Source organism: Ruegeria sp. BC5, from assembly GCF_056539205.1.
In genome coordinates this window covers 139,979-163,887 of the sequence record NZ_JBQFUN010000006.1, presented here as the reverse complement: position 1 = coordinate 163,887, position 23,909 = coordinate 139,979, and the positions used below count along the sequence as shown (strand labels likewise).

22 protein-coding genes are annotated in these 23,909 nt (G+C 51.8%); 7 read left to right on the top strand and 15 right to left on the bottom strand.

The window, feature by feature from the left end; genetic code table 11:
* Nucleotides 1-209: 209 nt before the first annotated feature.
* From ACR0LY_RS14970 to ACR0LY_RS14960, 3 genes are all read right to left on the bottom strand, one after another.
* On the bottom strand, nucleotides 210-2,099 hold the full coding sequence (locus ACR0LY_RS14970; RefSeq protein WP_170352046.1) for an SLC13 family permease: 1,890 nt from the start codon (nucleotides 2,097-2,099) through the stop codon (nucleotides 210-212).
* A gap of 340 nt (nucleotides 2,100-2,439) precedes the next feature.
* Nucleotides 2,440-3,546, bottom strand: coding sequence for an alkene reductase (locus ACR0LY_RS14965; RefSeq protein ID WP_170352047.1), 1,107 nt, complete (start codon nucleotides 3,544-3,546; stop codon nucleotides 2,440-2,442).
* Nucleotides 3,547-3,668: 122 nt separating this feature from the next.
* Nucleotides 3,669-4,265, bottom strand: a complete 597-nt coding sequence (locus ACR0LY_RS14960; protein WP_170352048.1) for a TetR/AcrR family transcriptional regulator — start codon at nucleotides 4,263-4,265, stop codon at nucleotides 3,669-3,671.
* A gap of 569 nt (nucleotides 4,266-4,834) precedes the next feature.
* Here ACR0LY_RS14960 and ACR0LY_RS14955 point away from each other — a divergent pair.
* Complete coding sequence (locus ACR0LY_RS14955) at nucleotides 4,835-5,254, top strand: hypothetical protein (protein WP_170352049.1); 420 nt, start codon at nucleotides 4,835-4,837, stop codon at nucleotides 5,252-5,254.
* 772 nt (nucleotides 5,255-6,026) lie between these two features.
* Here ACR0LY_RS14955 and ACR0LY_RS14950 read toward each other — a convergent pair.
* From ACR0LY_RS14950 to ACR0LY_RS14935, 4 genes are all read right to left on the bottom strand, one after another.
* A complete protein-coding gene (locus ACR0LY_RS14950; RefSeq protein ID WP_254428635.1) occupies nucleotides 6,027-6,494 on the bottom strand; it encodes a lytic transglycosylase domain-containing protein in 468 nt (155 codons plus the stop codon).
* A 108-nt stretch (nucleotides 6,495-6,602) separates the two neighbouring features.
* Complete coding sequence (locus ACR0LY_RS14945; protein WP_170352051.1) at nucleotides 6,603-7,589, bottom strand: DMT family transporter; 987 nt, start codon at nucleotides 7,587-7,589, stop codon at nucleotides 6,603-6,605.
* 182 nt (nucleotides 7,590-7,771) lie between these two features.
* On the bottom strand, nucleotides 7,772-8,389 hold the full coding sequence (locus ACR0LY_RS14940) for a GNAT family N-acetyltransferase (protein WP_480641081.1): 618 nt from the start codon (nucleotides 8,387-8,389) through the stop codon (nucleotides 7,772-7,774).
* 242 nt (nucleotides 8,390-8,631) lie between these two features.
* Nucleotides 8,632-9,057 carry an acyl-CoA thioesterase gene (locus ACR0LY_RS14935; RefSeq protein WP_170352053.1) on the bottom strand — a complete coding sequence of 142 codons (426 nt, stop codon included), beginning with the start codon at nucleotides 9,055-9,057 and terminating at the stop codon, nucleotides 8,632-8,634.
* Between the two features lie 121 nt (nucleotides 9,058-9,178).
* On the opposite strand from ACR0LY_RS14935, the gene ACR0LY_RS14930 reads away from it, so the two are divergent.
* A complete protein-coding gene (locus ACR0LY_RS14930) occupies nucleotides 9,179-9,397 on the top strand; it encodes a tautomerase family protein (protein ID WP_170352054.1) in 219 nt (72 codons plus the stop codon).
* Nucleotides 9,398-9,633: 236 nt separating this feature from the next.
* Here ACR0LY_RS14930 and ACR0LY_RS14925 read toward each other — a convergent pair whose 3' ends face one another.
* Entirely contained in the window at nucleotides 9,634-10,521 is an 888-nt protein-coding gene (locus tag ACR0LY_RS14925; RefSeq protein WP_480641078.1) for a LysR family transcriptional regulator, read from the bottom strand.
* A 379-nt stretch (nucleotides 10,522-10,900) separates the two neighbouring features.
* Here ACR0LY_RS14925 and ACR0LY_RS14920 point away from each other — a divergent pair, with 379 nt between their 5' ends.
* The gene (locus tag ACR0LY_RS14920; RefSeq protein WP_170352056.1) at nucleotides 10,901-12,580 is read left to right on the top strand and encodes a BCCT family transporter; all 1,680 of its coding nucleotides are present in this window, start codon (nucleotides 10,901-10,903) and stop codon (nucleotides 12,578-12,580) included.
* A gap of 546 nt (nucleotides 12,581-13,126) precedes the next feature.
* Here ACR0LY_RS14920 and ACR0LY_RS14915 read toward each other — a convergent pair.
* The 6 genes from ACR0LY_RS14915 to ACR0LY_RS14890 all read right to left on the bottom strand — a co-directional run bounded on the left by ACR0LY_RS14915 (nucleotide 13,127) and on the right by ACR0LY_RS14890 (nucleotide 18,574).
* Nucleotides 13,127-13,663 (bottom strand): hypothetical protein, encoded by a 537-nt coding sequence (locus tag ACR0LY_RS14915; protein ID WP_480567579.1) that lies wholly within the window; start codon nucleotides 13,661-13,663, stop codon nucleotides 13,127-13,129.
* Nucleotides 13,647-14,417, bottom strand: coding sequence for a hypothetical protein (locus tag ACR0LY_RS14910; protein WP_480567576.1), 771 nt, complete (start codon nucleotides 14,415-14,417; stop codon nucleotides 13,647-13,649). Before ACR0LY_RS14910 ends, ACR0LY_RS14915 begins: the two co-directional genes overlap by 17 nt.
* A 73-nt stretch (nucleotides 14,418-14,490) precedes the next feature.
* On the bottom strand, nucleotides 14,491-15,006 hold the full coding sequence (locus ACR0LY_RS14905) for a DUF805 domain-containing protein (RefSeq protein ID WP_170352059.1): 516 nt from the start codon (nucleotides 15,004-15,006) through the stop codon (nucleotides 14,491-14,493).
* A gap of 360 nt (nucleotides 15,007-15,366) precedes the next feature.
* Nucleotides 15,367-16,124, bottom strand: a protein-coding gene (locus ACR0LY_RS14900; protein ID WP_170352127.1) for an IS5 family transposase whose coding sequence is annotated in 2 segments (ribosomal slippage) — nucleotides 15,367-15,788 and nucleotides 15,788-16,124 — 759 coding nt in all. Because the reading frame shifts where the segments join, the coding sequence is not laid out codon by codon here.
* A gap of 133 nt (nucleotides 16,125-16,257) precedes the next feature.
* On the bottom strand, nucleotides 16,258-17,403 hold the full coding sequence (locus ACR0LY_RS14895) for a M24 family metallopeptidase (RefSeq protein WP_170352126.1): 1,146 nt from the start codon (nucleotides 17,401-17,403) through the stop codon (nucleotides 16,258-16,260).
* A gap of 229 nt (nucleotides 17,404-17,632) precedes the next feature.
* Nucleotides 17,633-18,574, bottom strand: coding sequence for a homocysteine S-methyltransferase family protein (locus ACR0LY_RS14890; protein ID WP_170352125.1), 942 nt, complete (start codon nucleotides 18,572-18,574; stop codon nucleotides 17,633-17,635).
* A 243-nt stretch (nucleotides 18,575-18,817) separates the two neighbouring features.
* On the opposite strand from ACR0LY_RS14890, the gene ACR0LY_RS14885 reads away from it, so the two are divergent.
* A complete protein-coding gene (locus ACR0LY_RS14885; RefSeq protein ID WP_170352124.1) occupies nucleotides 18,818-19,222 on the top strand; it encodes a GFA family protein in 405 nt (134 codons plus the stop codon).
* Here the strand turns inward: ACR0LY_RS14885 and ACR0LY_RS14880 are convergent.
* The gene (locus ACR0LY_RS14880; protein WP_254440293.1) at nucleotides 19,171-19,914 is read right to left on the bottom strand and encodes a methyltransferase domain-containing protein; all 744 of its coding nucleotides are present in this window, start codon (nucleotides 19,912-19,914) and stop codon (nucleotides 19,171-19,173) included. The genes ACR0LY_RS14885 and ACR0LY_RS14880 overlap by 52 nt on opposite strands.
* Nucleotides 19,915-20,251: 337 nt before the next feature.
* Here ACR0LY_RS14880 and ACR0LY_RS14875 point away from each other — a divergent pair, with 337 nt between their 5' ends.
* The 3 genes from ACR0LY_RS14875 (at nucleotide 20,252) to ACR0LY_RS14865 (ending at nucleotide 23,909) form a co-directional block, all read left to right on the top strand.
* Nucleotides 20,252-20,728 (top strand): DUF6653 family protein, encoded by a 477-nt coding sequence (locus tag ACR0LY_RS14875; RefSeq protein WP_480641075.1) that lies wholly within the window; start codon nucleotides 20,252-20,254, stop codon nucleotides 20,726-20,728.
* 293 nt (nucleotides 20,729-21,021) lie between these two features.
* Nucleotides 21,022-22,299 carry a mechanosensitive ion channel family protein gene (locus tag ACR0LY_RS14870; protein WP_480641073.1) on the top strand — a complete coding sequence of 426 codons (1,278 nt, stop codon included), beginning with the start codon at nucleotides 21,022-21,024 and terminating at the stop codon, nucleotides 22,297-22,299.
* The gene (locus ACR0LY_RS14865; RefSeq protein ID WP_170352121.1) at nucleotides 22,296-23,909 is read left to right on the top strand and encodes a mechanosensitive ion channel family protein; all 1,614 of its coding nucleotides are present in this window, start codon (nucleotides 22,296-22,298) and stop codon (nucleotides 23,907-23,909) included. Before ACR0LY_RS14870 ends, ACR0LY_RS14865 begins: the two co-directional genes overlap by 4 nt.

Below are 23,909 nucleotides of genomic sequence, written 5' to 3'. Positions count from 1 at the left end.
TCGATAAAACAAAAACGGTCCAGTACCAGGGTATGTCGGCGTCAGGTTTGCATTTGTTCGCCGCCCTTCTTCTCTTGCTCGCAGCGAAGTTCCATTTGTATAGATCTCGGATCTGCTGCTCCGACAAAAGGATTGGTCTCAAAGGCCTCATCTTGCCAGTTCTTTTGAGCTGAAGCAGAGTTCAGCAATGCGGATCGCCAAGAAGCGCATCAGAAGAAGAGCGCAAGTCCGGTCATTGAGACAACTAAGAAAAGTAGAGTCATGATTCCACCCGAGCGAACGAAATCGACCACCCGGTAGCCTGCCGGGCCCATGATCAACGCGTTCACCTGGTGTGTTGGGATCAAAAATGAGTTGGACGTTGAAATTGCCACGGTGAGAGCAAACACAGCCGGGTTACCACCCGCCGATACGGCAATGGAAACCGCCAGCGGCACCAGCAGAACAGTTGCACCTACGTTGGACATGACCAGCGTGAACGCCGTTGCCAAAACGGCGATTCCTGCTTGCAAAGACCAGAGCGGCCACCCTTTAAGGAGGGCCAACACATGCGCTGCAATCCAATCCGCAGTGCCGGTGTTCTGAACCGCCTGGCCCAACGGGATCAGCGAAGCGAGCAGAAAAACTGTGCTCCAACTGATCGACTCGTAGGCTTCATCAATCGAGAGCACCCGGCTCAAAACCATCCCAATAGCGCCGATCAACAGGCACAATGACAAGCGCAGATCAGAGAACAAAATTAAGCTCAACGCTATTAGGAAGAAGGCGAGCGCCCATCCGACCTTGTGTGGCCGCAACTCTTCCTGGGGAAAGTCCGAGGTTACAACGACGAAATCCCTGTCTGACTTCAGTCGTGTCAGACGATCCCACTGCACGTGCACCACACATGTGTCGCCGGCTTGCAAAGGAACTTGCCCGATATGCGTGGCTGCATGATCCTCGGTTTCAACGTGGCTCAGTGTTTCTTCGCCACGCTGAATGGCCAACAGAGACAAACCGTGTGTCTGACGGAGGCGCAGATCAATCGGAGTCTGGCCAATGACCGATGAACCGGGAGGAATAACAACCTCTGCCACCCCTGATTGAGTCGCGGCGAAATCATCTGCAAAGACGTCTAGTTGGGGTAGTATCTCTAAGCCGTAAGGCTCAGCGAACTGATGCTCAACCACCCGACGTAGGCCGAGCACTGCGAGCCGCGCCGGGGCTTCGATCTTTGTATCAGCCATCGGCGCGATGACCTTGTGGCCGCGATAGGATGTACCAAGAATGTAAATATTATGGGCGACCATGACATCCGCGAGCGTTTGTCCAATCAAGATCGAGCCTTCTGGAACACGAATCTCGAACATATCGGCCCTAAGCCCATAGGTGTTTTCTACATAGGTCTGCATGGAACGAGCTGAGCTTGCGTCTTCTCCACGTTCTCGCTGCGCTGGAAGGACCCAACGACCAAAGAGCACAAAGTAAAGAACCCCTGTCAGCACCAGCATCACACCGATAGGCGTGACTGAAAACAACCCAAATGTCTCCATTTGTTGGTCAGCCGGAAGGGATGAATTTGCCGAAACGATCAAGTCATTCAACAGGATGAGGGGCGACGACCCGACCAATGTGATCGTACCACCCAGAATCGCGCAAAACCCCATGGGCATCAGCAACCTACTCATCGGGATTTCCGTACGTGCTGAGATGCGGCTAACAACAGGCAGAAAAAGCGCGGCAGCTCCGACGTTCTGCATGAAAGAGCTGATGACACCAACCGTTGTTGAAATTATGGGGATTATCCGGGCCTCTGTAGTGCCACCATTCTTGAGGATCAAGGCCGCGACCTTTGACATAAGTCCAGTCTTATCAAGCCCAGCCCCAATTACCATCACTGCGATGATGGACATCACAGCGTTGGAGGAGAAACCTTCAAAGAGCTTGGATATATCGGCGAGATTACCTAGCCCCGGTAGATAGCTCAGTGCGCCAAGCAGTACCATTACAAGAATTGCTGAAACATCGATCCGTATAATCTCGGTAACAAAAAGTAAGACCGTAAAAGACAATAGACTCAGTACGGCTATCATTTCGTACGTCAGTGTTGGTAATTCCATATCGTACTCCCAACCTAACGTTACCTGACCAGCAGCAAATACGAAGAACCAACTCTGCGCGGCAGATAAGTCCAAAATCTATCACGTCGGCTCACGCAGCTCGTTTTCTCGGACGTGGTATCTGCTGAAACCTGGATTTCGCCAACTCAAAGAGACGCTGAAGATAAACTCAAAAGCCTCTCTTAATCACCGCAATCGGAGGGAAGCAGTCCATGCGTAGACTTGTGACAGAACCCCGCTTCAAGAAAGGGTGTTGCCGTAACCTCGAAGTGAGCGCGTCCAAACCGGCGCGCTCACTCTATTTGGTATTGCCTGTTACCAAGGAGTTAAGAGTGATGCATCACTCTGCGGCAACCGCTTCCTCTTCTAGTGCTGGGTAGTCGGTGTATCCTTTTTCGTTACCGCCGTAGAGGGTAGTTGCATCCAGCTCATTCAGCGAGGCGTCTTTCTCCAGCCGACTGACAAGATCCGGGTTGGAAATGAACGGTCGGCCAAAAGCCACCAGATCGACGGCTCCGGTTTCAACCGCTTCGACCGCCATTTCCCGGTCATAAGCGTTGTTGCCCATTTTCGCACCGTCAAACAACTCATAGAGCGCCTTCAGATCGCCACCTTCCGGAATATCGCGCGGGCCGCCGGTCTGTCCTTCCACGAGATGGAGATAGGCCAACCCATAGCTATTCAACAATTTGATCGCATGGGAAAACGTCGCCTGCGGGTCGCTGTCGGAGATGTTGTTGGCGTCCGAGAACGGGCTGAGGCGAACACCAACGCGGTCGGCGCCCCACACGTCGACAACCACGTCCATGACTTCCTTCAGGAATCGCGCTCTGTTCTCGACAGGACCGCCGTATTCGTCTTCACGCCTGTTGGACTCGTCCCGCAGGAACTGATCGATCAGATATCCATTGGCTGCGTGGACCTCGACACCGTCGAAACCAGCCTCTTTGGCGTTTTCCGCGGCCCTCCGGTAGTCGGAAACAATGTTCGCAATTTCTTCGATGGCCAGAGCCCGCGGTTCAGATGTTTCAACAAACTGCTCACCATCAAACGTCTTGGCCTTAGCTCCAATTGCGGATGGTGCAACAGGGGCGCCACCACCCTGCTGCAAGCTGTAATGCGAAATCCGGCCCACATGCCAAAGCTGGATTACAATCTTCCCGTCCTTGGCATGGACGGCCTCAGTCACTTTTTTCCAGCCGTCGATCTGCGCTTCGGAATAAATGCCGGGCGTCCAGGCATAGCCCTTGCCTTGGGGCGAGATTTGCGAAGCCTCCGTGATGATCAGACCTGCACCCGCCCGCTGGGCGTAGTACTTGGCCTGCAATTCATGGACACTGTCATCCTCGGCTCTTGCCCGGTTGCGGGTCAATGGCGCCATAACAATGCGGTTTTTCAGCTCGATTGCACCAGCTTTGATGCCGGAGAACAGTTTTTCATCAGCCATTGCTGTTTCCTTCTTTGGTAAACTTCGTTCAGATATTATTGGACCAATCAGTCCAATATTGGGGTCACTGTCTTTTGATTGAGTTTGTTTTAGGTTTCATTTCCTTATGGTGGCGGGAGGCCTTATGGCGAAATCACCAACCGGGCTTGTTTCAGGGTTTGCGATATCTGCTCAGCGGGAACGCCCGCCTTGCGCAAGGCTAGTGTTCCGATTGCAAGGGACGCAAAGGCGCGTGCCTTGTCGAGGGCCTGTCCCGGATCCGAAGGCTCAAGCGTTCTCGCAATAATCTCGTCAATATTCTCCAAATGCTGCCGCCCGAGAGCCGCCACTTCATCATCATGAGGAGCAAGTTCCGTCAGGCAGTTGATAAGCATGCAGCCATCACGACCGCCTTGCGGGTTCGCCAAAGCTTCCATTATCGCACCGACAGGGTCATCTCCGCCCGCGTCAGCAACGTCACGCAGCGCTTTCAAACCACGCCTTGAATAGTGGCTGAGGGCTTTGTGAAACAAAGCCTGCTTGTTGCCGAACGCTCCATAGAAGCTGGACCGACTCAAACCCATGGCCTTGGTCAGATCATCCACGGACGCGGTCTCGTAGCCCTTGTGCCAGAATACACACAAGGCTTTTTCCAATGCCTCAGCTTCGTCAAAGGCACGAGGTCTACCTGGACCTGCGGATGATTTGATGTCGCCATTTGGGAGAGTTTTTTTGCTCATGCGCATGATTTGGAATGATTGGTCCAGAAATTCAAGGTGGCGGTAGGAAATTTTTGGAATGGTCAGTCCGTATTGTGATCAGAGAAAGGAATTTAGGTCGGTAGAAATACAAAACCTCCCCATCCCGGTTGGTGTCACGCCAATCTTAGGATCAGGACTGTTTGTCTTTTTGCGGGAGTGTCAGACGAGGAGGATCGTGATCGTAGAAAAGAGAGCCCGCGCTCGGTACTAGTTTCCAACACTGGACTGAGTGACTGGCGGCTTTGTCCAACGCGCTGATCTTGATCACTCACAAACCAGAGATTGGTTCGGTAGATTCATGGCCAATGCCCTCATCTTGTGAGGATTACTACTCCAATGAGTAACAAAGCCAGGAATTCAGAACTGGTTTTACGAGCATCAGAACGGCGGGTCATCGTAAGCAAACCAACAATAATTTCAGCGCGCTAGGCAAAAAAACGAGGGCAGCTGAAGTTTAATTTGCCCAATGTGAACTTCTTAACTTTGGTTAGAACGGTTTTTTGGCAGTATCGTTTCATGAGTTGTTAGTGAGTTCAGTGAGTGAGTAGATGTATTTGCATAATTTCGAGGGGCATTGTTGCGCGGTCAATGACATCCGGATGGATGATTTTGCGCGTGAGTATCCGTTGCTGGACGATGTAGGCGTGCACGCACAATGGCAGAAGGGCTCCTGGCAGATCACGCGGATAGCTGACATCTGGACACGAACCGGGAAGGTACTTTCTTTACCTTACAAAGGAGCCAACGCCTATCCATCTTTCCAGTTTGCTCAGGATGGAACCCCGCTTCCTTTGATGGAAAAAGTGTTGAAAGCCCTGCCACGTGAAATGACCCCGTGGCAATGCGCGTTCTGGTTAACCACACCGAAACTGGAACTCGGAGGGGAAAGCCCGGCAAATCGCATTCAAATTGGCGATGATTGCATAGTCGGTATCGCAGGCGATGCTGGTGGTCTGATGGCAGCTTAGTGTTAGCTTTTGGTCACTTATACGTCGTACAGCATCTGGCAAATTCGTGTCTCACCTGCTTTTTCTGCCTCCGGCAAGAATAGCGAGATCAGGGCACTTAAATGTCCATTCTCTTCTGAGAATTCAGAGACAATACCAAGCAGCCCATCCATAAATACGAATGGCCAAGAGCATACTGAAATACGGGTACTAACTAGGTCTTCGAATACCGATACCCGTTGGAGAAAATCCCACCGACAAGTACAACTGCTCTGCAAATCTGTTATCTGCCGCTACGCGTAGCGGAAATTCAACAAACTCGGTTTCTGCATATTTCTGTCAAACAGACTTCACCGCTCAAACACAGCCATCATCTGCCTGCGCAATCGCGCCAGATCCTCATCCACACTAGCGGTAGGATCCCGGCTCAGGGTGTGACTGGCTGGATCAAGGGGCATACACGCCGGAGCAGCGTTTGGTATCTGGTTCGAAAAATCGCGGAGTTGGCAATTCGGGAGATTGAACCAACTTCTGATAATAGGCAGGGCGTGTCACCAGACGACACCTAAAGCAACGCACAGGTAGGAATTTCGGTGCCAGTCTCCCGTCTTTCCACACCAGTGCAAACTACTTGCCCCGGAGGACTAGGTCGTTTGCAGAATTGGAGCCTCTCCTGAGGAAGCGCTCGCACGCCCGACAACTAGCTTTTCCGGGGCCATGACAAATAACTCAAAGTTAGCAATTTGCCCAAAAGTCTCAGTTCCAGAGGGGAATAAGAATGTCAGAGAAGGCTTCATCCGCAGTACTTTCGCACCTCAGTATCCCTAAGCCCGGTGGCCACAAGCATGCATCTGTTTCGCGCCTCGTAATAATACCCTCGGGCATACCACATGACCGCTTCGGGCTCATTTCCATCTGAAACCATCCAAGCACCACGCAAATATCTAATGGCGTATGTTAGATTGGTCTGAGCGTCCAAGAGGTCGGAAGGCTGTCCGCGAAATCCCATCTGGCGCGCAGTAGCAGGCAGAATCTGCATCAGCCCGTAATAGGGACCATTTCGGGCATTGGGGCGGTAGTCGCTTTCTCGCTGGATCACACGGTGTACGAGGCTCCGCGGTACACCGTTTGCGTCCGCGGTTTCGTTGATCATCACGCGCAGCTCAGGGGTTTCACCGGGATAAAGTCGCGTCAAAGGCTCTGCGGGTTCATTGCCGCAAGCGGTAAGAATTAGCGCAGCAAGAATGACTGTGTATCGCATCAAAATTCTCATCTCATTAATGACAAGATTCATCAGTGCTCAACTGTGATTGATATTCAATATCCCAAGGTATTTTTGAGCGGCTTTTGGCCAGAATTGATTTGGCACCTAATACCGACGGTGCACTCTCTTTTCAGTAACAACGTGCCTCTTTTTCTGACGCTCGCGCAAAAAGACAAACAGTCCTGACCCCAAGATCAGTGAAATACCGACTGCGACAGGCAGGTTTGGGAGTTCGCCCCAGATGACCCATCCCCAAAAAATAGCCATGGGAAGACCGACATATTCAAACGGTGCCACAGTAGCTGCGTCTGCCATTCGGTAGGCCTGGCCAAGGCAATACCCGACAATTGCAGAATTGAATCCGAGGCCAATAAACAACCAGCGGTCAGCCCCTTCGGGCCAAACCCACGCACGCAGTAAGAAGATCAGGCTATCGTTCTCGAGCTCGCTCGCAAAACGGCCATCCCCTGCCACTGACCAGAACAACAGACTGACAACGATAAAGCACGCCTGAATGTACACGGCCATTGCTGAGGCTTTGGACTTTGCGCCTAGAAAACGGGTCATCACGTTGTTGAGGGCATAGGTAAATGCAGCAAGAACCGGTAAGGCATACATCAACAGACCAACTTCACGCTCGCCGCCGGCCTCCCATGGGCGAGTCATGATCACCACGCCCAAAAATCCCACAAGCACAGCACCAATCCGCATCGGCCCAACTTTTTCGCCAAGCAATGGGATACTCAGCAAGGTGATCATCAAGGGGGCTACGAAGAAAACAGCGGTGGCTTCCGCCAGCGGCATTACCGCCAGGGCCGTAAAGAACGTCAGATTGGCAATGACAATCAGCAAACCGCGCACAAGGTGAAGTCCCGGCTGATCGGTTTTCAGGATGCGCCAACCGCCCTCCATCTGGACCAGGGCAAAGCTGAACCCGATCCCGATCAACGATCTTGTAAACACCATCTGGTGCAAGGGGTAACCGCCAGACAGGAATTTGATCAGCATGTCATTGACAGAAATCGCCAATATTCCGATCAGCACGAACACAATACCAGCTGTCGGGTTTTGTAGTTTTTGTTCCGCTGTCATGGAGTGCCCTTTCACAGGGCCACTACCATGGGTCAAAGAATAGGTCACGTCGCTTTGCGACATGGCAGTTCGCTCAGATATCCGCGACGCGTATCTGTGACCGATCGCAGCCCAAACCGGAAATTCAAAACTAGACTTTGCAGTTTTCCGAGAAGCGGACAATGCAGCCGTTTGTTCTATCGCTATTGGGCGGCTCGAAACATCGGAAATAGGGGTGGGGCTTGGTCGGCTTTGATTAGACCCATCTCTTGAAAACCATAGCGCTTATACAGCGATAGATTTGTAGGGTTTGTCGACTCTAAGTAAGCAGGTCTTCCATCTTCGTCACAACGTTTGAGGCAGCATTCAAGCAACGCGGAACCCAACCCTTTTCCTTGGTGAATTGGGTCGACCGCAATAAAAGCTAAATGCCAGCAGTCCTCATCGGGATGATAATTGTCCATCTGCCCAAAGGTTTCGAACAACGCATCATGCTTTTCTGGTGAGACCGTCTGCTCAAAACAGGCGACAAGCCGTTCTTCATCAGGGTGAATGCTTGGCGGAAGCCAAAGTGCGCCAGCGGTGAAATCATCGTTTCGAAACGCGCTGCCCTGTTCAAATGCACGCCCTCCAAAGAAGTCCATTACTCGCGGGAAATGGGAGAGGAAATCGGCAGGTTCAGGATACAGCCAACGCATGAATGGGTCCGCAGAAAATCCAAGAGCAAGTCCGCTTAACAAATTTTCTGCTTCACTTCGGGTTGATGATTTAAACATGAAATTACCTTTGGTCGTTCCACTTCGATTTCCAAATTTTAGCATGAGGGCCGTAAATACTTGTTGTCAAATGCGCAATTTATTGTCCTGCTCAAGCAACGATGGATGACTGCATTGGGCTCACAGCAGACATTTTCTGCATACAATGTCTGCGACAGATCGCAGCCCAAAGCGGACCTTCAAAACCGAGCTTTGTAATTCTAGCGATGCTGACCAAAGCCACCGATTGATGTACGGCGCTAAAATTGGTCGGAGTGAACCAACGCAATTCGGGACTTTCTGGTCATTCAGGTTGGATTCCCCAACCATTTGGTTGCACGTTCGCGAACGTCATCGGGTATCTCTGTGGCTTGGCGGGTTTCGAGGCTTAGCAGTACGCATTTGAATTCGGTTTCGAACGCTATTTTGTTGCCGTCAGCTCGAAAAAGCCGATGTCTAAAGGTCATGGATTTGGAGCCAATCGCTACAACTTCCGTCTCCAACCGTATCGATTCACCAGCAGTAAGCTCTGCGCGGAAATCGCTTTGAGCGTTGACTACGGCGAATGAAACACGGCGGCCCGTTCGCATATCGTTTGCGGTTAACCCCATTTCAGATTGAATGGCTAAAACACCGTCGGAACATGCGGCGAAGTACCTCGAAACATTCATATGTCCAAGAAAATCGCAATCCGTTGGATCAACAACCGAGCGAAATGAAATCATTGCTGACATGTAGTTGCTCCTCTCGAACTGCATAGGATTCTTACAAGAATGGGCATTGCATGTCATCTTGTCGAACAATCGACCAAGTATAGACCAGCATTTTGGTAAGTCTTAAGAAATGGAGTGTGCGATGCCCTCAATTGAAATTCAGGTACTTGAAGGTGTGTTTTCGGCAGAAGAAAAAGGCAAGATAATACAAAATGTCACCAAGGCCTTCGGCGAAGTCGCCGGGCAAACAATACAAAATGGAACGTCTGTCCGGTTGCTAGAGGTAAGCAGCGGTTCATGGGGTTACGCGGGACACATTCTAACTACACAAGACGCTTTGGAGATGCGCGCCCGTGGTTGACAAAACACCTTAGGACCGAGTCAGTTTTCGGCAGCTTTGGCCCACAGCAGTCATTTTCTACGGGTTGCATATTTGGCTGATTCAGCCCGTAGCCGACATTCGCGACCAGATTTTGCAATTCCGTAAAGCGAGAAGAAAGCAAGTTTTCAATGCCGCTTCATGTTGTTGTAGTATTGCCGTAGTTTTCGAATTGACCTTACGTTATGGCCGAGCTGACTGAACAACTCAGCGACGTTCTAATTCAAAGATGCTGCGAGAACTTGATCCGCAATCCAGTCGAACACAAGCCTGGCCCCCCTGCCGGAGTTGGTATGACTTCGTGACATTACATAACCGGCATCGCTGAAGACTAAATCGTCCGTAACGGTCACCAGAGACCCCTTGCTGAGCAGATCATCAATCAATCCAATCCACCCCAATGCGACACCTTCACCAGACAAAGCAGCCTGGGTGACCATGTCATAGTTGTTGAAACTGATGTAATTTTTCTTTCTTTTGCCAGTTATGCCCAGGCTATCAAACCATCCTTGCCAGGTTTGCCACGCTGCGGTTGCAGGTTTTGACAGGCTCAGAAGTTGAACATCCAGCAAGTCCGCGGGATTTTGGATTGATCCAATCTTCTCTAATAGCTGAGGACTGCAAACAGCGGCGACAACCTCTTCCAAGAGTAGTATTTCATCAGGTTTGATCTGGGCTTTGGGTGCAACATGGATACGAATGTCGCAATCGGTATCATCCAGGCCGGGCGGCACAGTGGAGGCCAAAATCTGAATTTCAATTTCATCCCCGATTTCCTCTCGGAGGTAACCAAGACGCGGAAGCAGCCAGAATGTTGAGAACGCAAAATCGGCTGAGATTCGAACACTGGGTTTAGTTTTGCGCTCGAGCAAAGAGTTTACCGCAAAATTCATCTGCGTCATTGCGGGTCTGACCACATTCAAAAGCCTCAACCCCTCATAAGTCAGTGAAACGCCCCGGTGTTCTCTTTTGAAGAGGACGACGCCCAGATCGACCTCCAAACCTTTTATCCGTTGCGAGATCGAGGACTGGGTCAGCCCGAGAGCGTCGCCGGCACTTGTAAAGTTTCCATGCTTCGCGACCATTTCGAACGCATAAAGCGCCACGAGGTTTCGGCTTAGACTGGTATTAACTCTGTTAATGTCACCCATAATTACTCAGCTACTGCAAAAGAGAGAAAATTTATACCAAAAACTATGCCAATGGGCGCGAGTGCAGCCCTGTGAGAGAAACACGGGAGCCAATGATAACCAAACAAAACCGCGGCCATAGGTGCGGACAGCCATCCGATTAACGAAATTCACACGCGTGCGCTGGCTCTGAGAAGCTAAGAATTTCGGCGCGTTTTAACTCCCCGGACCCAGTGAGATTGACGATGCAACTGGTGTGCATCGTTGGGCTCACTGGTTTCCCGGCAATATGGGCGATCGGGCCAAAACTAGCAGACTGTCCCACCAGAATATCAAAAACAGGGAGAAGTTGATTATGGCGATAAAGCCACCTCTATCAGAACTTCCGATTAAGACCGCTGACAACGGTTTTTATAGGGGGTTCAGTGTTAACGTCACGGTGATCAGTAAGATTATCATTAGTTTGCTGGTCGTCTGGTGCATCGTTTGGCCGACCCAGGCCGGCAGGATCCTTGGCGATTGGAATGCAGCCATTCTGGCTCAGTTTGCAGCTTGGTACATCTGGGTCGTAACCGGGTTTGTTATCGTCTGTATTGGTTTGGCCATCTGGCCAGCCGCAGGACGTCTGAACCTGGGTGTAGAAGGCGAAAAGCCGGAGTTCTCGAATTTCTCATGGTTCTCGATGATGTTCGGTGCAGGTATCGGAGTTGGGATGTTGACCTGGGCGGTGGCGGAACCCGTGGCCCACTTCAAGAACAATCCTTCGGTTATTCAGGGGGTCACTACAGCCCTAGATGCGGACAATGTGCGCACTGCCTACGTGTGGTCCTATCTGCATTGGGGATTGGGCGCTTGGGCGTGCTACGCGATTGCAGGTCTTGCATTGGCATTCTTCAGCTATCGCCGTGGGCTTCCGCTGACGATCCGCTCATCCCTGACACCGCTCTTTGGTAAGGCACTTTCGGGCAACCTTGGCCACCTGATCGATATCGTCGCCGTCGTTGCAACCATCTTGGGTGTGGCACAGACGCTTGGCTTTGGTGTTGAGCAGTTCGTTGCGGGCCTGACGCGTATCGGCATCGGCGGCCTGGCAAATACAGACGGTTCAGCCACAACGCTGGGCATCATCGTCGCGTTGCTGGTCATCATGGGGGCTTCGACACTGTCAGCTCTGTCTGGTGTGGGTAAGGGCATCAAGTGGCTGTCGAACATTAATATGGCGCTATCGATCTTCCTTCTGGGTTTCTTCATCCTGTTCGGGGCTACGTTCTTTGGCGCCAAGGCATTCTTTGTCGGCATCTGGGACTATCTGGTTGCTCTGCCCTGGCTCAGCTTCAACGTTTACGCCTCGGATGGCGTAGAAGGGTCTGAATCTTTCCTGCTGGCACAATGGCAGGGCTGGTGGCCGGTGTTTTATTGGGCCTGGTGGATCGCGTTTGCACCTTTCGTCGGATTGTTCTTGGCGCGCATCTCGCGGGGGCGGTCCATCCGTGAGTTCGTGCTGGGTGCGATGATCGTACCGTCGCTGATGTGCTTTGTCTGGTTTGCATGGGCCGGCGGCACCGCTATCGACCTTGAACTGAACGGTGGCGCAAACGGTGTGATCCTGGATGCGGCCAATGGTGACAAGATCTTTGCCATGACCACCTACATGCTCGCGCCCATAGCCGAGTTCCTGGCCTGGGCCATGGCGGTTGTGATCGTGATTTTGCTGATGACTTTCCTTGTCACTTCGGCTGACTCGGCCGTGTTAATCGTGAATACGATCAACGCGGCTGGTGACGAAGGGCCCAAGGCACGTCCGCATATCATGTTCTGGGGCGCTGCGCTGGCATTGGTGGTTGGAGGCCTTCTGATCTCAGGTGGAACCGGGGCCATTCAGACCGCTATGGTAATCGGCGCATTACCTTTCTCTATCGTCATGGCGCTGATGTGCATTGCTTTGATAAAAGCGATCTGGAACGATGGGCGCCGCGAAGCGGCTGGCATTGCATCAACTGTTGATCCCGAAACATCAACGATGCCAGCCGAATAGTACTCGCGTATCTAAATGTGACCCTGGGACGAAAAAACCGGGGTCACAAATATGATGGCAGCCGAAACAGAAATCTATCAAAAATGCGGGTTTTAGCGCCGCATATTGATTGCTTGATCATTACCGAAAATACGTCTTTGGTTGAACTTTGCAGAGTCTGCTTTCTGCGCAGAATGTTCAAACTGCCTGAGAACCCAAACCTGGGATTCCAAAAGTCACATTGAGCATGAACCCCAGCAACACTGCTCACGTTTAGTTACGACCCGGATTGCGATGTCCATGCAGTAAGGTGTTTCAGTAGCGTCCCAACCCGCAGGCAAGTTCGCAACAACAAGAATCCTTTATTGAATCCCTTCAGAGACTGTAGGTGCACTCATAGCGCTGCATTCCCAACATTGATTTCATTGAAGAAAATCTTGGAAGCTTGCCCATAGCTCTGCGCGGTATTTGCGCACAACTTTGTACAATTCGCCCATAAGTTTGCGTGCCACAGAGAACCCATCGAAAAATGGGGCCTCTGGCACATCTGCTACACACAAATGCAGTTTACTCCCAATCGCCAGCAGACGAGCGCCACGTCTTAGCGTCCGCATCCCAAACACTGGCGGTGACGCAAGGCGTTGGGTTTATTCCGTCGCAATTGGATCCATGAATATCCGCAACAATAACGCGTTGAAGCCCAAAATCAACAACCGTCCAGCCCTGGTTGAGCAAGGATTGAACCTCCTCTTCAATCAAGTAGTGCGACATGCATCCGCCAGTTCCGCAGTAAAGAGATGCGGCGCTCGAACACGCAAAACCAGATTCATTCAAAACCCAGTCGCGTTGTAGGTCTCCGTCGAGATCGACCCTTTCAACCGCACCCCAATCTAAGTCAAACTGACCGTCGTTGAACTCCGCGCATGCCTGCGCCGCCAGATCAACCTTTGCTCGCAAACCGGTTGGAAGTCGCGAAACGTCAGCCGCGACAACTGGTGAGGTCCAAACCAGGCCCGAACCCAGCAGGATCGCAGATACCAAACGTTTCAAGTAGCTTGCCAATTGGGAAGCCGGTTGGAAGGTGGCTTCAGTTGCATTGTTCATACCTGTAGTCCCCGTATTCCAGCCAGTTTGCCGAGCCTTCGTTAAAAATCAGAAATTCGGACCTGTCTTCACCAAGAAGGGCGACGACAAATCCGGCCGGTGGCTCAGAGTTTCCGAAGTAGCTGTAGGCTGTCATGGCTCTGATCGACGCGCCGTTAACCGTTACTCGCGCGTCCCACTCTCCCTCCGAATTGTCCAAAATTACGGGTTCGATCACGCGTTTTTTCGCTCCACCACCACAATAGACGATGCCTTCGGGTGCTTCGTAGGAGGTCCCCTGGCTAGCATCCGAGTTGCACGCGGAACGAAGGGACCGAATTGCCACGCCGGAACCTTTCAAGTCAAAGATTCCGTAGCTGACATCTTGATCAATCATAGACAGATTAACGGATGCATTGGCCGCAAGCTGGTCCAGTACAAAACCATAGTCCTGCTGACTATTGAAACTGACCTCGACGGGATAGTTGTCGACGATCTGCAAGGCAGCGTTTTCTGCGCCAACCTGAAATGCTCCAACTTCGGTGGTGCCGTTCTTCAAAAATCGAATGGAAAGCCCCTGCTTCTCCACAATGTCCTGGCTGTCCTCATATCCAGCCGGTGCAAAGCGGATACGGTTACACTGTAGTTCCAGCGTCATGTTTCCAGATTGAATAAATGCATTGGGATTGGGCCCGGAACTAAACGACCACTCCGCTGATGCTGTAGTCGCCATAACCACCATCAGCGTCCCAGTGGAAATCTTTTTGAAACTCATTTTCTCTCTCCATAGTGTTACGGTTCGCACTGCTATTCAGCAGAGAGTCCGGCCAATTGCCCGGGCAGCCAGGTCAGGAAACAGGTTCGCCGTATTCGTTTGCGCCTTCTTGGGAAGGGCGCGTAAACCACCAGATCATCAGAATGGACAGAACCAATTGAAGAATTGAGACAACAACAATACCGGACACGCCCAGGACTGCCGCAGGTCCTCGCAATGCGTCAGGGTTCTCGGTCCCTTGCTCCAATACCGAGAAGAACGCCACCCCACCCAGCATAACAAAGAGCGTTGTAATGCTGAGCGCCATCGGCAGCAGCAAATACCAGCCAGGTCGTCCTGTATCATGCAGTCTCCGCCAACCGGCGGCCAGCATAGGTATGAGAACAGCCAGTTGGAAAACAGAGGACAAGACGCGAGATCCTTGCCCAGTTTCTGGGTTGGTCCCGAATATGATCGTATCCAGCACAGCTAAAGCAGCACTCATGAGAACCACAAACAAGAAGAACCACCAGTATTCTGAGCGTATAGCCCGACCGGAGAACTGGAAGTATTTCGAGAAACACGTCTTAACGGCTTCACCAAATCCCATCTTTCAATCCCTTCATTGTTTCTGTGCGGCCTCAAATCGCTTCGCCACTCAGGGGAACACACTCGCAGCACCCACTTACTTTTTTGTTTGAACGCAGAGGCCTATCGTACGAGAGCGTAGAGAAATTTACGCGCGGAAAAAACATTGATTTATGAGAAATTAGATTCAAACATGCGAATTCGACACAACTTTATTTTACCTCCGTTGTTGTCGTTGCTGCTCGCTGTGCCGAGCCCTTCCGACTGCTGGAGTGAGTGCTGGCGGTCGGAAGGCACTTTACAATGATTGAGCGTTGGGAGGACGCGATGCTCAGACTTAACGTACTCGCCCTCTTTTCAGAGTTTGCTCTAGGGTCAGGACTCATAGCCAATAGATAACGAGTGCTGCGAGGACGATTGCTGACAGGAAGACCTTCGGGCACCTGTCATAGTGGGTTGCCACACGCCGCCAATCCTTCAACCTGCCGAACATGATCTCGATCCGGTTGCGCCGTTTGTAACGACGCTTGTCGTACTTAACCGGTTTCTTCCGCTGCTTCCGGCCAGGGATGCAGGCGCGCATCCCTTTGTCTTTCAACGCTTCCCGGAACCAATCGGCATCATAGCCACGATCCCCGAGCAGCCAATCGACATCCGGCAGGCCGCTCAGCAGTGCCCGCGCACCAACGTAATCGCTGACCTGACCGGCGGTGATGAACAGGTTGAGCGGACGTCCCCGGCTGTCGCAGATGGCATGCAACTTGGTGTTCATGCCGCCTTTGGTGCGACCGATCAGGCGTCCACGCCCCCTTTTTTGACGCCCAAACTGGTCGCGGTACGGTGGGCCTTCAGGTAGGTGGCATCGATCATCACGGTCTTCTCTTCACCGTGTTTGGTAGCCAGACCGGCCATCATCCGGGCGAAGATGCCTTTGTCGCTCCACCGCTTCCAACGGTTATAGAGTGTCTTGTGTGGGCCATACGCCGAAGGGGCATCGCGCCATCTCAACCCATTACGATTAATGAAGATAATGCCGCTCAACACACGTCGATCATCAACGCGTGGTTTGCCGTGGGACTTGGGGAAGAAAGGCTCAAGACGCGCCATCTGCGCATCCGTCAGCCAGAAAAGATCAGACATGGTCACCGCTCGATTTTCGAACCGTGAATCACGCAGCCAAGCGGAAATCAATGGGTCCTGACCCTAAGACCCGGCTCGCCATTTCAGGCACTCGCCACGCCAATGCATTTAAAAGACTGCGTTGGTCAGAAGGTCAAAGGATAACGGCATCCAAGGACTTTGGATGTTCCGTTATTGCCTCCCAACCATCTTCGGTGATTATGAAACTGTCGCCAACCTGCGCACGAAATGTATCGACTGACACTGAACCATCAACAGCGAAAACCATCCCTGGCTGCAACACTGTCGTGTCGCCGGTGACGAGCTGTGGTTTCTCCAAAAAGCTATAGCCGGTCGCGCGACCACACCGGAACGGGTATTCAAAACCCGCCCCCTGGATAACCTCGGCATAGGCGGTATGCACACTTTCGGCGGTCACACCTGGGCGCAGCTCTGCCAGTGCGGCGGCCTGACTTGCCACGGCAACCTCATAGATATTCTCTTGTTGTTTGTCCGCCACCTCACCAATCCAAAAGGTGCGGTCAAAACCCAGTTTGAAGCGGTGAAAATTGGTCATGCCGCAAAAGCACAAAAACACCGGCTCGCCTCGTTTCATGATCCGGGTTGAGGCGCGATGATGGGTTTTGGTGATGGTGTCGCCCGACGCCATTATTTGCAGAAAATGAGTGTTGGGCGACATGTCCGCGTCATCGTAATGCGCCTCTAAAAGCTCGGCGGCCTTTCGTGTTCCAGCCTGGGACGTGGCAATCGCAACTTCGAACTCCGGCACTCCGTCTGCAATGGCGTCGCGTCCGGCGTCCATCATAGCGCTTGCAACTTGCCCGGCATGCCGGGCCAATTGAAGTTCCTGGGCGGATTTTATCATTCGCATTTCAGCCAATATCGGTGTGGCGCTGACCAGGTTTTCCACCGGGACCAACGTTTCCAGATATGTCCGCACAACAGGCGGCATGTGATCAGGCTCGATCCCGGCGCGCTTTGCCATTTTGACCGCTTTAGGCAGTTCCGATCTCCACTCTTCGCCCATACCGTCATTCCAGGCCGCGATACGATCAACATGAGCCGCCGAACGTGCCGCGTTCAGGTCTATTGTCGGCGTGATCAGCAGGCTTTCACCAGACTTGTGCACAACCAGGATGGTTGGACGCCCGAACTCCATATGCAGGTAGTCATAATAGCCCGTCAGATAATAAACGTTGTCGTCATCGGTGATGAGAGCAACGTCGATTCCGGCTTCTTGCATATGAGTGCGAAAGCTTGTCATCCTCCCAGCAAACATCGTCAGTCTCCATCCTGAAGGTATCAGTTGAGCTTCTCAAATTGAGTTGCGTGATCGAGACGGTAGAACACGTTTGGTCCAGGGTCTATAAAAGCAAAGTCAAGCACCTGTCATGACGCTTCGCCAGCATTTCATCGGAATTACTTCTCGGATCACTGTTTTTCCCGTTAAAGCCTATCATCAAGCTTCAACCATACGGTGATACGACGCCGTAAATAAAACAGCAGCGCTATCCGCGATCTACCTCCAAAGCCATTTCCCTTAGGTGTCGCATATCCGTACCGCAGCAACCGCCAAACACCCTGATAGACGGGTTCTTCCGCAGGACATCCGCAATTTCTTGGCCGAGCTGCACGGGATCTCCTTCATCCAAGGTATCGGCCTCATCCAGTTCTGCGTGCGAACAACTTGATGCATTGGCAACAACACCTTTGAGCCTTGGATGCGCGTTGAGCGCGTCGGCAAAGTGCGTCGGGTGTGCGCAGTTGACCATGTAGAACAGAGCCGCGCCGTCTGTTTCTGCTTCGATCTGGTCTATGGCATCAACAAGCTTGGTGCCGTCAGCCAAACAGCCATCGGTTTCGACGACCAATGACAAGATGATCGGTAAATCAATATCTCTTGCAGCCAGAACACAGCCAGCAGCCTCGCTTAGGCGGTTGAACGTGTACGCAGTCACCAGATCAACACTGGTTTCTTTCAGAACAGCAAGTTGCGCACCGTGGTAACTACGCGCCTGTTCAACTGTCATGGGCGGGACATCAGCGTAAGGATCGTATCTTGGGCCGACGCAGGCGGAAACCAAAACGTCATCCCGACCAGAAGCCTTGCGCACCTCCTCCATCAGTGCGACACCATCCTTGTTTACCTCACAAAGACGTTCAGCATCGTAGCCCAAAGGTGCAGCACGGTCGGCATTGGCCATCCATGTCGGTGCGTCGAGAATGCACCCAACACCCATATCGCCGGCCAATTGCACGAGCGCTTGCATTTGTCCGGCCAGAACAGCCCGGGTGTCAGGCTTCTCCAGCAAGGGAAACGACGCAAAACCCGGAAGCTCGATACCGTGATTAAAAATCAGGTCCGTACCTGTACCTGCATAAACCAAAAATTTCTTGTCACCCTCGCCTGGAAGTCTCCGCGCCATTTTGCACCCCTCGAACACCGGCATTACTCCGCAGCCACAATAACAATGATCAGATCTTCTGCAAAACCGAGGTGTTTACTTGTCCGTTCGGACGCTTTCTGAATTTGCGGTATCGGCTAGGCATATTTAAGCGCGAACCGCCGGAGATTCTGAACAAGCGTGGCTGTACCGTTCTAACCTATAGCCGTTCCTTGTTACCTCGGAGCGGCAGGTTCAAACTGACACAAAGGACCGGCCGTTCTATCCTTTCTAGGTGGAGGAGAAGACATGAGTGATAAGATCGAAGGCGGCTGCAAATGTGGGCTGGTGCGATATTCTGGAATTCGCTCTGACCTTCCGATGTTTCGATGTCACTGCCGAGATTGCCAGCAGCTCACCGGCTCGGGACATTCAGAGATGGTGCCACTTGTGGCCAAATCTGTTTCGATTGGTGATGCGCTCAAAACATTCGAAATGGCAGGAGGATCAGGGTTGTCGACCTTTAGCGGGTTTTGCCCGAACTGCGGCTCACCGCTGATCCGTAGAAGTGAACGGATGAGTGACTGCATCTACGTCCATGCGGCATCAATGGACGATCCCTCCAAGTATCATCCGGCGAAATCGATCTACAGCGAAGCAGCTCAGGCTTGGGACGAAGCAGTGATAACAACTGAAGGGGCAGGCACAAAATAACCTCGAATGTCTTTGTTTACTTCCGCCTGAACGCGCGTTGCCAAATCCGCGCGTATTGCATCACGCCGTTCTTTCGGCTGACGCTTGAGGAGCGATGCCGCACGCACTGCACCCCCATCAAAAACATCAAAAAGCATCTTAGGATCTGAAACGGACAATTCGCTTGCAACATCGATAAACCGCACATTGCGGAAACCTGCATTTTCGACCATTGGTTTGGCAATTCCGCTGTCTACGAGCATGTGCGCATCCGGACCCGCAGGCAGAGAGATGGATGGGTCGGCCAGGCGTTCAACAGCATCGAACAGCCAGCCAAACGCGCCATCTGATCCTTTGCCACGCCAAATCGAGAAGGCAACTCTACCGCCCGGTTTCAGCACTCTGTTTACTTCTCTCAAGCCGCGTTCGGGGTCTGGAAAATGTGGGACGCCGAACCCGATTGTGACCGCATCAAAGGTGTGATTTGGAAACTCCATTGCCATTGCATCACCCTGAACGAACCGCGCTGTTGGCACAGCTGATTGGGCAAGCTCAATCATCGGCTCAGAGAAATCCAAGCCCGTTACATCCGAGCCGCGGGCCACAAGCTCTGCTGCCACGACACCGTGTCCGGTGCACAGATCAAGCGCTTTGCAATTCGGCCCGGCAGCGACTTCGTCTGCAAGCTTTCTGGCAACCAGGCGCGTCGCCATTTCAAAGCCGTCGGCATACCCTTTAGCAATAGACGGATCCGCCCACCCTCGGCGTTCCATTTTCTCAAAGTCTGCTGTATCAGTCACTTCAACCCCCCAAAGCTCCAAAATGTGACAAGAATACACTCAAGCAAGGTTCGGGCCAGATATGTTTTTCAAGCCTTGTCAGGATCGATCCGGATATTCGCCATGCTATTGTGAGCGCCTGATCTTTATTGAAGGACGAGACTTGAAAGCGGTTGTGATCCGTAGTGGATGGATTCAATCTCAATAATGGGTTTGCAGTTTCTGGAGTGACCCGATGGACATAGTTCGACTTTCCGAACGCCTCATGGGCATGAAAGACGAAGTTTGGTTGCGGCATGCAAACCCTTGGTCAGTCTGGACCCGCGTGCTGACACCATTACCCCTTATGGCGTTGGCGATCTGGAGTCGGGCGTGGATTGGCAGTTGGGCATGGGTTGCCGTCGGAGTGGTTTTAGTCTGGACCTGGATCAATCCGCGTGCGTTCTCCCGACCCAAGACCTTCGAAAGCTGGTCAGCGCAAGGTGTTTTGGGCGAGCGTGTCTGGCTGCGATACCAAGACAAGATTGCAGCTCATCATATTAGAATGGCCAAAGCACTTGCCTATGTCAGCGGATTGGGTTTGCTGCCGTTTGCATACGGTCTTTGGGCGTACGACTTAGGATTCACATTCCTTGGCGTTGTTGTGATCTCGGGCGGCAAGATGTGGTTTGTGGATCGAATGGCGTGGATCTGGAGCGACTTTCTGCGTGATGGTGGGTCGTTGGAAGACCTGGCGGCTGGGACGTAGGCCCAGTCACTTATCTTTCTACGCAAGCCGCCAAAGTAGTGGCCCAATTTTAGGGGGCAAAGACAATCAACGATTTGCAATGAATTGGTAGTCCGCTTTTTTGAACAACCATCCTTCCGAACCAAGTGGATGTGAAGCTGTTTTTTCAGACGGTATTTGTCACAACAGAATATTCGATTTTGAATATAAAAGTGGATTCATGGCACCCCTGTATGTTCTCCTTAGCGATTAAAGAGGGGGACGGATAAATGAGACGACTATTCAATATCGGGCCAATTTGGCTAATTCTTTGCATGGTGACCCTCACAGGCGCTTTTTCTGCCAACGCCCAAGAAACGACGGATACGCAGGAAGCTGTCGAAGTAGAGCAAGACGAACTTCTTGATGAGGTTGTTGATACATCCATTTCGGGCGAAGATTTGGAGATCCTGCTTGTTCCGTTGACAGCAGATGAGCTTTCCGAGGTCGCAGGCACTTGGCAAGGTATTGTGCGCTCGCAACTCGAAGAGGTCGCCCAGATTAATCTCGGTCTTCGGACAGCAAGTGGGGAGCAAGAAAACGACCTCCGGTCACAATTGGCGTCCCTAAGTGACTCAGGATCGGCGCTTTTGAACAACTATCGGTTGGTGCTTGAGGCGTGGACACTGAAAGGGGCCAAGGCAGAAGACCTGCAACCCCATTCCGACTACATCCTTGCATTAAAGGCAGGGGCGCTCAAAACAACTGACTTTCAGACACTAATTCAAAATGCTTGGGCCTGGTTGTTCTCCTGGGAAGGGGGCGTGGGCCTTTTGATGGCTATTTTGGGTGTTTTGCTAGCCGTGTGGGCCATGATGTTTGTCGCCCGAATGGTGCGCCGCGTCACCGAACGCGGTTTAGAAAAAATTCCGACAATTTCGAGGATGCTGAAGAGATTCATCGCCACAGCAGTTTTCTGGGCTGTGTTTGTTCTTGGGATACTCATTGTCTTGGCCTTGTTCGGGGTGAACGTCACTCCGCTTTTTGCCGTTCTTGGTGGCTTGTCGTTCATCCTGGGCTTCGCGCTTCAGGAAACCCTAGGCAATCTCGCAAGTGGTCTGATGATTATGGTTTTGAAGCCGTTTGATACTGGCGATTACATTCAAGTCGGAGGATCATCCGGCTTTGTGGATGAGATGTCTGTGGTTTCAACCAAAATTCGTACGTTCGACAACCAGATTATTATCGTTCCAAACAGTAAGATCTGGGGAGACGTGATTACAAACGTAAGTGCCTCGGAAGAACGCCGGGTCGATCTGGTTTTTGGCATCGCTTATTCAGACAACGCGGCGCAAGCAATCGATGTTCTCAAAGAACTGGTTTCAAAACACGAGCTCTGCTTGAAGACACCCGAGCCCGAGGTTTTCGTCGGCGAGCTGGGAGACAACTCTGTCAATATCTTCTGTCGCCCGTGGTCCAAATCTGACGATTACTGGACCGTCTATTGGGACCTGACGGGGCAAGCAAAGGAGCGGTTTGACGTAGAGGGGATTTCGATACCTTTCCCACAGCGCGATGTTCACCTGATACCCGTAGAGGGAGCAAATTCATGAGAGCTTTTGTGGTTTGGTTCACGACTGTTTTGTTTGCCAGCAGTGTCGCGTTCGCCCAGTCAGAAGAACCGCTTGTTCCGACTGAAGAAAGAGAAGATTCTGAATTTGTTGCTCCAGTGATTGTAGATGGGGAGGAACTGTTCGTCGTTCGTGGTTCGAGTGCCCTTCCTGCAACTGAGCGGGCCGACAAGGTTGCTGAGCGCCTTTCTGAGGTTGGCGACGCTTCTCAGAGTTCGAGCATAAATGTTGAAATCATGGACTCTGAGTTCGGGAAACTCATTAGAGCCGATGGCCAGATGATTACAACGACGACCCAAGCGGATGCCGAATATGAACAGATGGACGTCGAGAGTTTGGCCGCACTACAAGCCGAGGCTATTGAAACCGCGATCCTGCAATATCGTGAAGCGCGATCCAATGAAGGGCTGGTAGACAGCGCGATTGTTGCCGTTGCCTGGACAGTCATATTCGCGCTGGTTTCCTACGGTTTCTTTGCTAAACGGCGAAAGCTGTTGGACTACATCAGAAGCAACTTGGAAAAGAGAGCAGAAGGTTTTGAGGAAGCCACAAAATCGATTCTAAGAAGCAAGGCTATTGCCTCCATCATCGTTTACGCATTCCACGTTTTAATGTGGGTCTTCTTCCTCTTTTTCTTCTATTACTACCTTTCCTTAGTTCTGCTTTCTTTCGCGGAAACACAGGGCATAGCCCAAATCCTGTTGAAATATGTCAGTGAACCGCTGGTCACTGTGGTTTTGGCCATTGTCGGGTACATTCCCAATCTGATCATGCTTGCGATTATAGCCGCTGTGACTCGGCTGGGAATTCGAGGCCTCGATCTATTCTTCGAAAACATTGAGAGCGGAGCCTTTGAGCTAAAGGACTTCGAGGATCATTGGATTGCACCAACAAAAATGCTGTGCAGGGCTTTGTTCATCGTTATCGCGTTGGTGTTTGCATACCCTTACATTCCTGGTTCCGACTCTCGCGCCTTCCAAGGTTTGACTATTCTTGCCGGCATCATGGTTTCGCTGGGATCCAACACAGTTGTTTCAAATATGATGGCCGGTCTGTTTGTCATCTACAGACGCAGCACTAATGTGGGTGATCGAATTCAGGTCGGTGACAAGATAGGCGACGTAACAGAGATCAAACTGATGGAAACACTCATCAAATCGATCAAGAACGAGATGATCAGCATTCCAAATGCCCAGCTGCTCAATTCCGAAGTTGTGAACTACTCACGCAAAGTGGATGGTCGGGGGCTATTGGTGCACACGACGGTGGGGATTGGCTACGAGGAGCCTCCCAAGAAAATCAAAGCGATGCTGATTGAGGCGGCACACCGAACTCAAGGGCTGAGAAAGAGCCCGGAGCCATTTGTGCTTTGGACCCAGTTGGCAGATTACGCGATCAACTATGAAATCAACGCGTACACTTCTCGTGGATCGAGTTTGCCAAAAATCTTGTCGGATCTTCGTGAGAACATTGTCGATGTTTTTAATGAAAACGAAACTCAAATAATGACTCCGTCTTACATCGCTGATCCGCCGGAACCCAAAATACCTTCAGCTGATTGGGATGGTGAGCTTGCTCACATATCTGACTAG

Bases quoted from the DNA above. Each gene is read 5' to 3' on its own strand.
- ACR0LY_RS14960 (WP_170352048.1), bottom strand. From the start codon at position 4,265: ATGAGCAAAAAAACTCTCCCAAATGGCGACATCAAATCATCCGCAGGT.
- ACR0LY_RS14870 (WP_480641073.1), top strand. From the start codon at position 21,022: ATGGTGACCCTCACAGGCGCTTTTTCTGCCAACGCCCAAGAAACGACG.
- ACR0LY_RS14905 (WP_170352059.1), bottom strand. From the start codon at position 15,006: ATGGGATTTGGTGAAGCCGTTAAGACGTGTTTCTCGAAATACTTCCAG.
- ACR0LY_RS14875 (WP_480641075.1), top strand. From the start codon at position 20,252: ATGAAAGACGAAGTTTGGTTGCGGCATGCAAACCCTTGGTCAGTCTGG.
- ACR0LY_RS14935 (WP_170352053.1), bottom strand. From the start codon at position 9,057: ATGTCAGCAATGATTTCATTTCGCTCGGTTGTTGATCCAACGGATTGC.
- ACR0LY_RS14865 (WP_170352121.1), top strand. From the start codon at position 22,296: ATGAGAGCTTTTGTGGTTTGGTTCACGACTGTTTTGTTTGCCAGCAGT.
- ACR0LY_RS14895 (WP_170352126.1), bottom strand. From the start codon at position 17,403: ATGTTTGCTGGGAGGATGACAAGCTTTCGCACTCATATGCAAGAAGCC.
- ACR0LY_RS14955 (WP_170352049.1), top strand. From the start codon at position 4,835: ATGTATTTGCATAATTTCGAGGGGCATTGTTGCGCGGTCAATGACATC.
- ACR0LY_RS14950 (WP_254428635.1), bottom strand. From the start codon at position 6,494: ATGCGATACACAGTCATTCTTGCTGCGCTAATTCTTACCGCTTGCGGC.
- ACR0LY_RS14910 (WP_480567576.1), bottom strand. From the start codon at position 14,417: ATGAGTTTCAAAAAGATTTCCACTGGGACGCTGATGGTGGTTATGGCG.
- ACR0LY_RS14890 (WP_170352125.1), bottom strand. From the start codon at position 18,574: ATGCCGGTGTTCGAGGGGTGCAAAATGGCGCGGAGACTTCCAGGCGAG.
- ACR0LY_RS14945 (WP_170352051.1), bottom strand. From the start codon at position 7,589: ATGACAGCGGAACAAAAACTACAAAACCCGACAGCTGGTATTGTGTTC.
- ACR0LY_RS14965 (WP_170352047.1), bottom strand. From the start codon at position 3,546: ATGGCTGATGAAAAACTGTTCTCCGGCATCAAAGCTGGTGCAATCGAG.
- ACR0LY_RS14920 (WP_170352056.1), top strand. From the start codon at position 10,901: ATGGCGATAAAGCCACCTCTATCAGAACTTCCGATTAAGACCGCTGAC.
- ACR0LY_RS14885 (WP_170352124.1), top strand. From the start codon at position 18,818: ATGAGTGATAAGATCGAAGGCGGCTGCAAATGTGGGCTGGTGCGATAT.
- ACR0LY_RS14915 (WP_480567579.1), bottom strand. From the start codon at position 13,663: ATGAACAATGCAACTGAAGCCACCTTCCAACCGGCTTCCCAATTGGCA.
- ACR0LY_RS14930 (WP_170352054.1), top strand. From the start codon at position 9,179: ATGCCCTCAATTGAAATTCAGGTACTTGAAGGTGTGTTTTCGGCAGAA.
- ACR0LY_RS14970 (WP_170352046.1), bottom strand. From the start codon at position 2,099: ATGGAATTACCAACACTGACGTACGAAATGATAGCCGTACTGAGTCTA.
- ACR0LY_RS14880 (WP_254440293.1), bottom strand. From the start codon at position 19,914: ATGGCGACGCGCCTGGTTGCCAGAAAGCTTGCAGACGAAGTCGCTGCC.
- ACR0LY_RS14940 (WP_480641081.1), bottom strand. From the start codon at position 8,389: ATGCTAAAATTTGGAAATCGAAGTGGAACGACCAAAGGTAATTTCATG.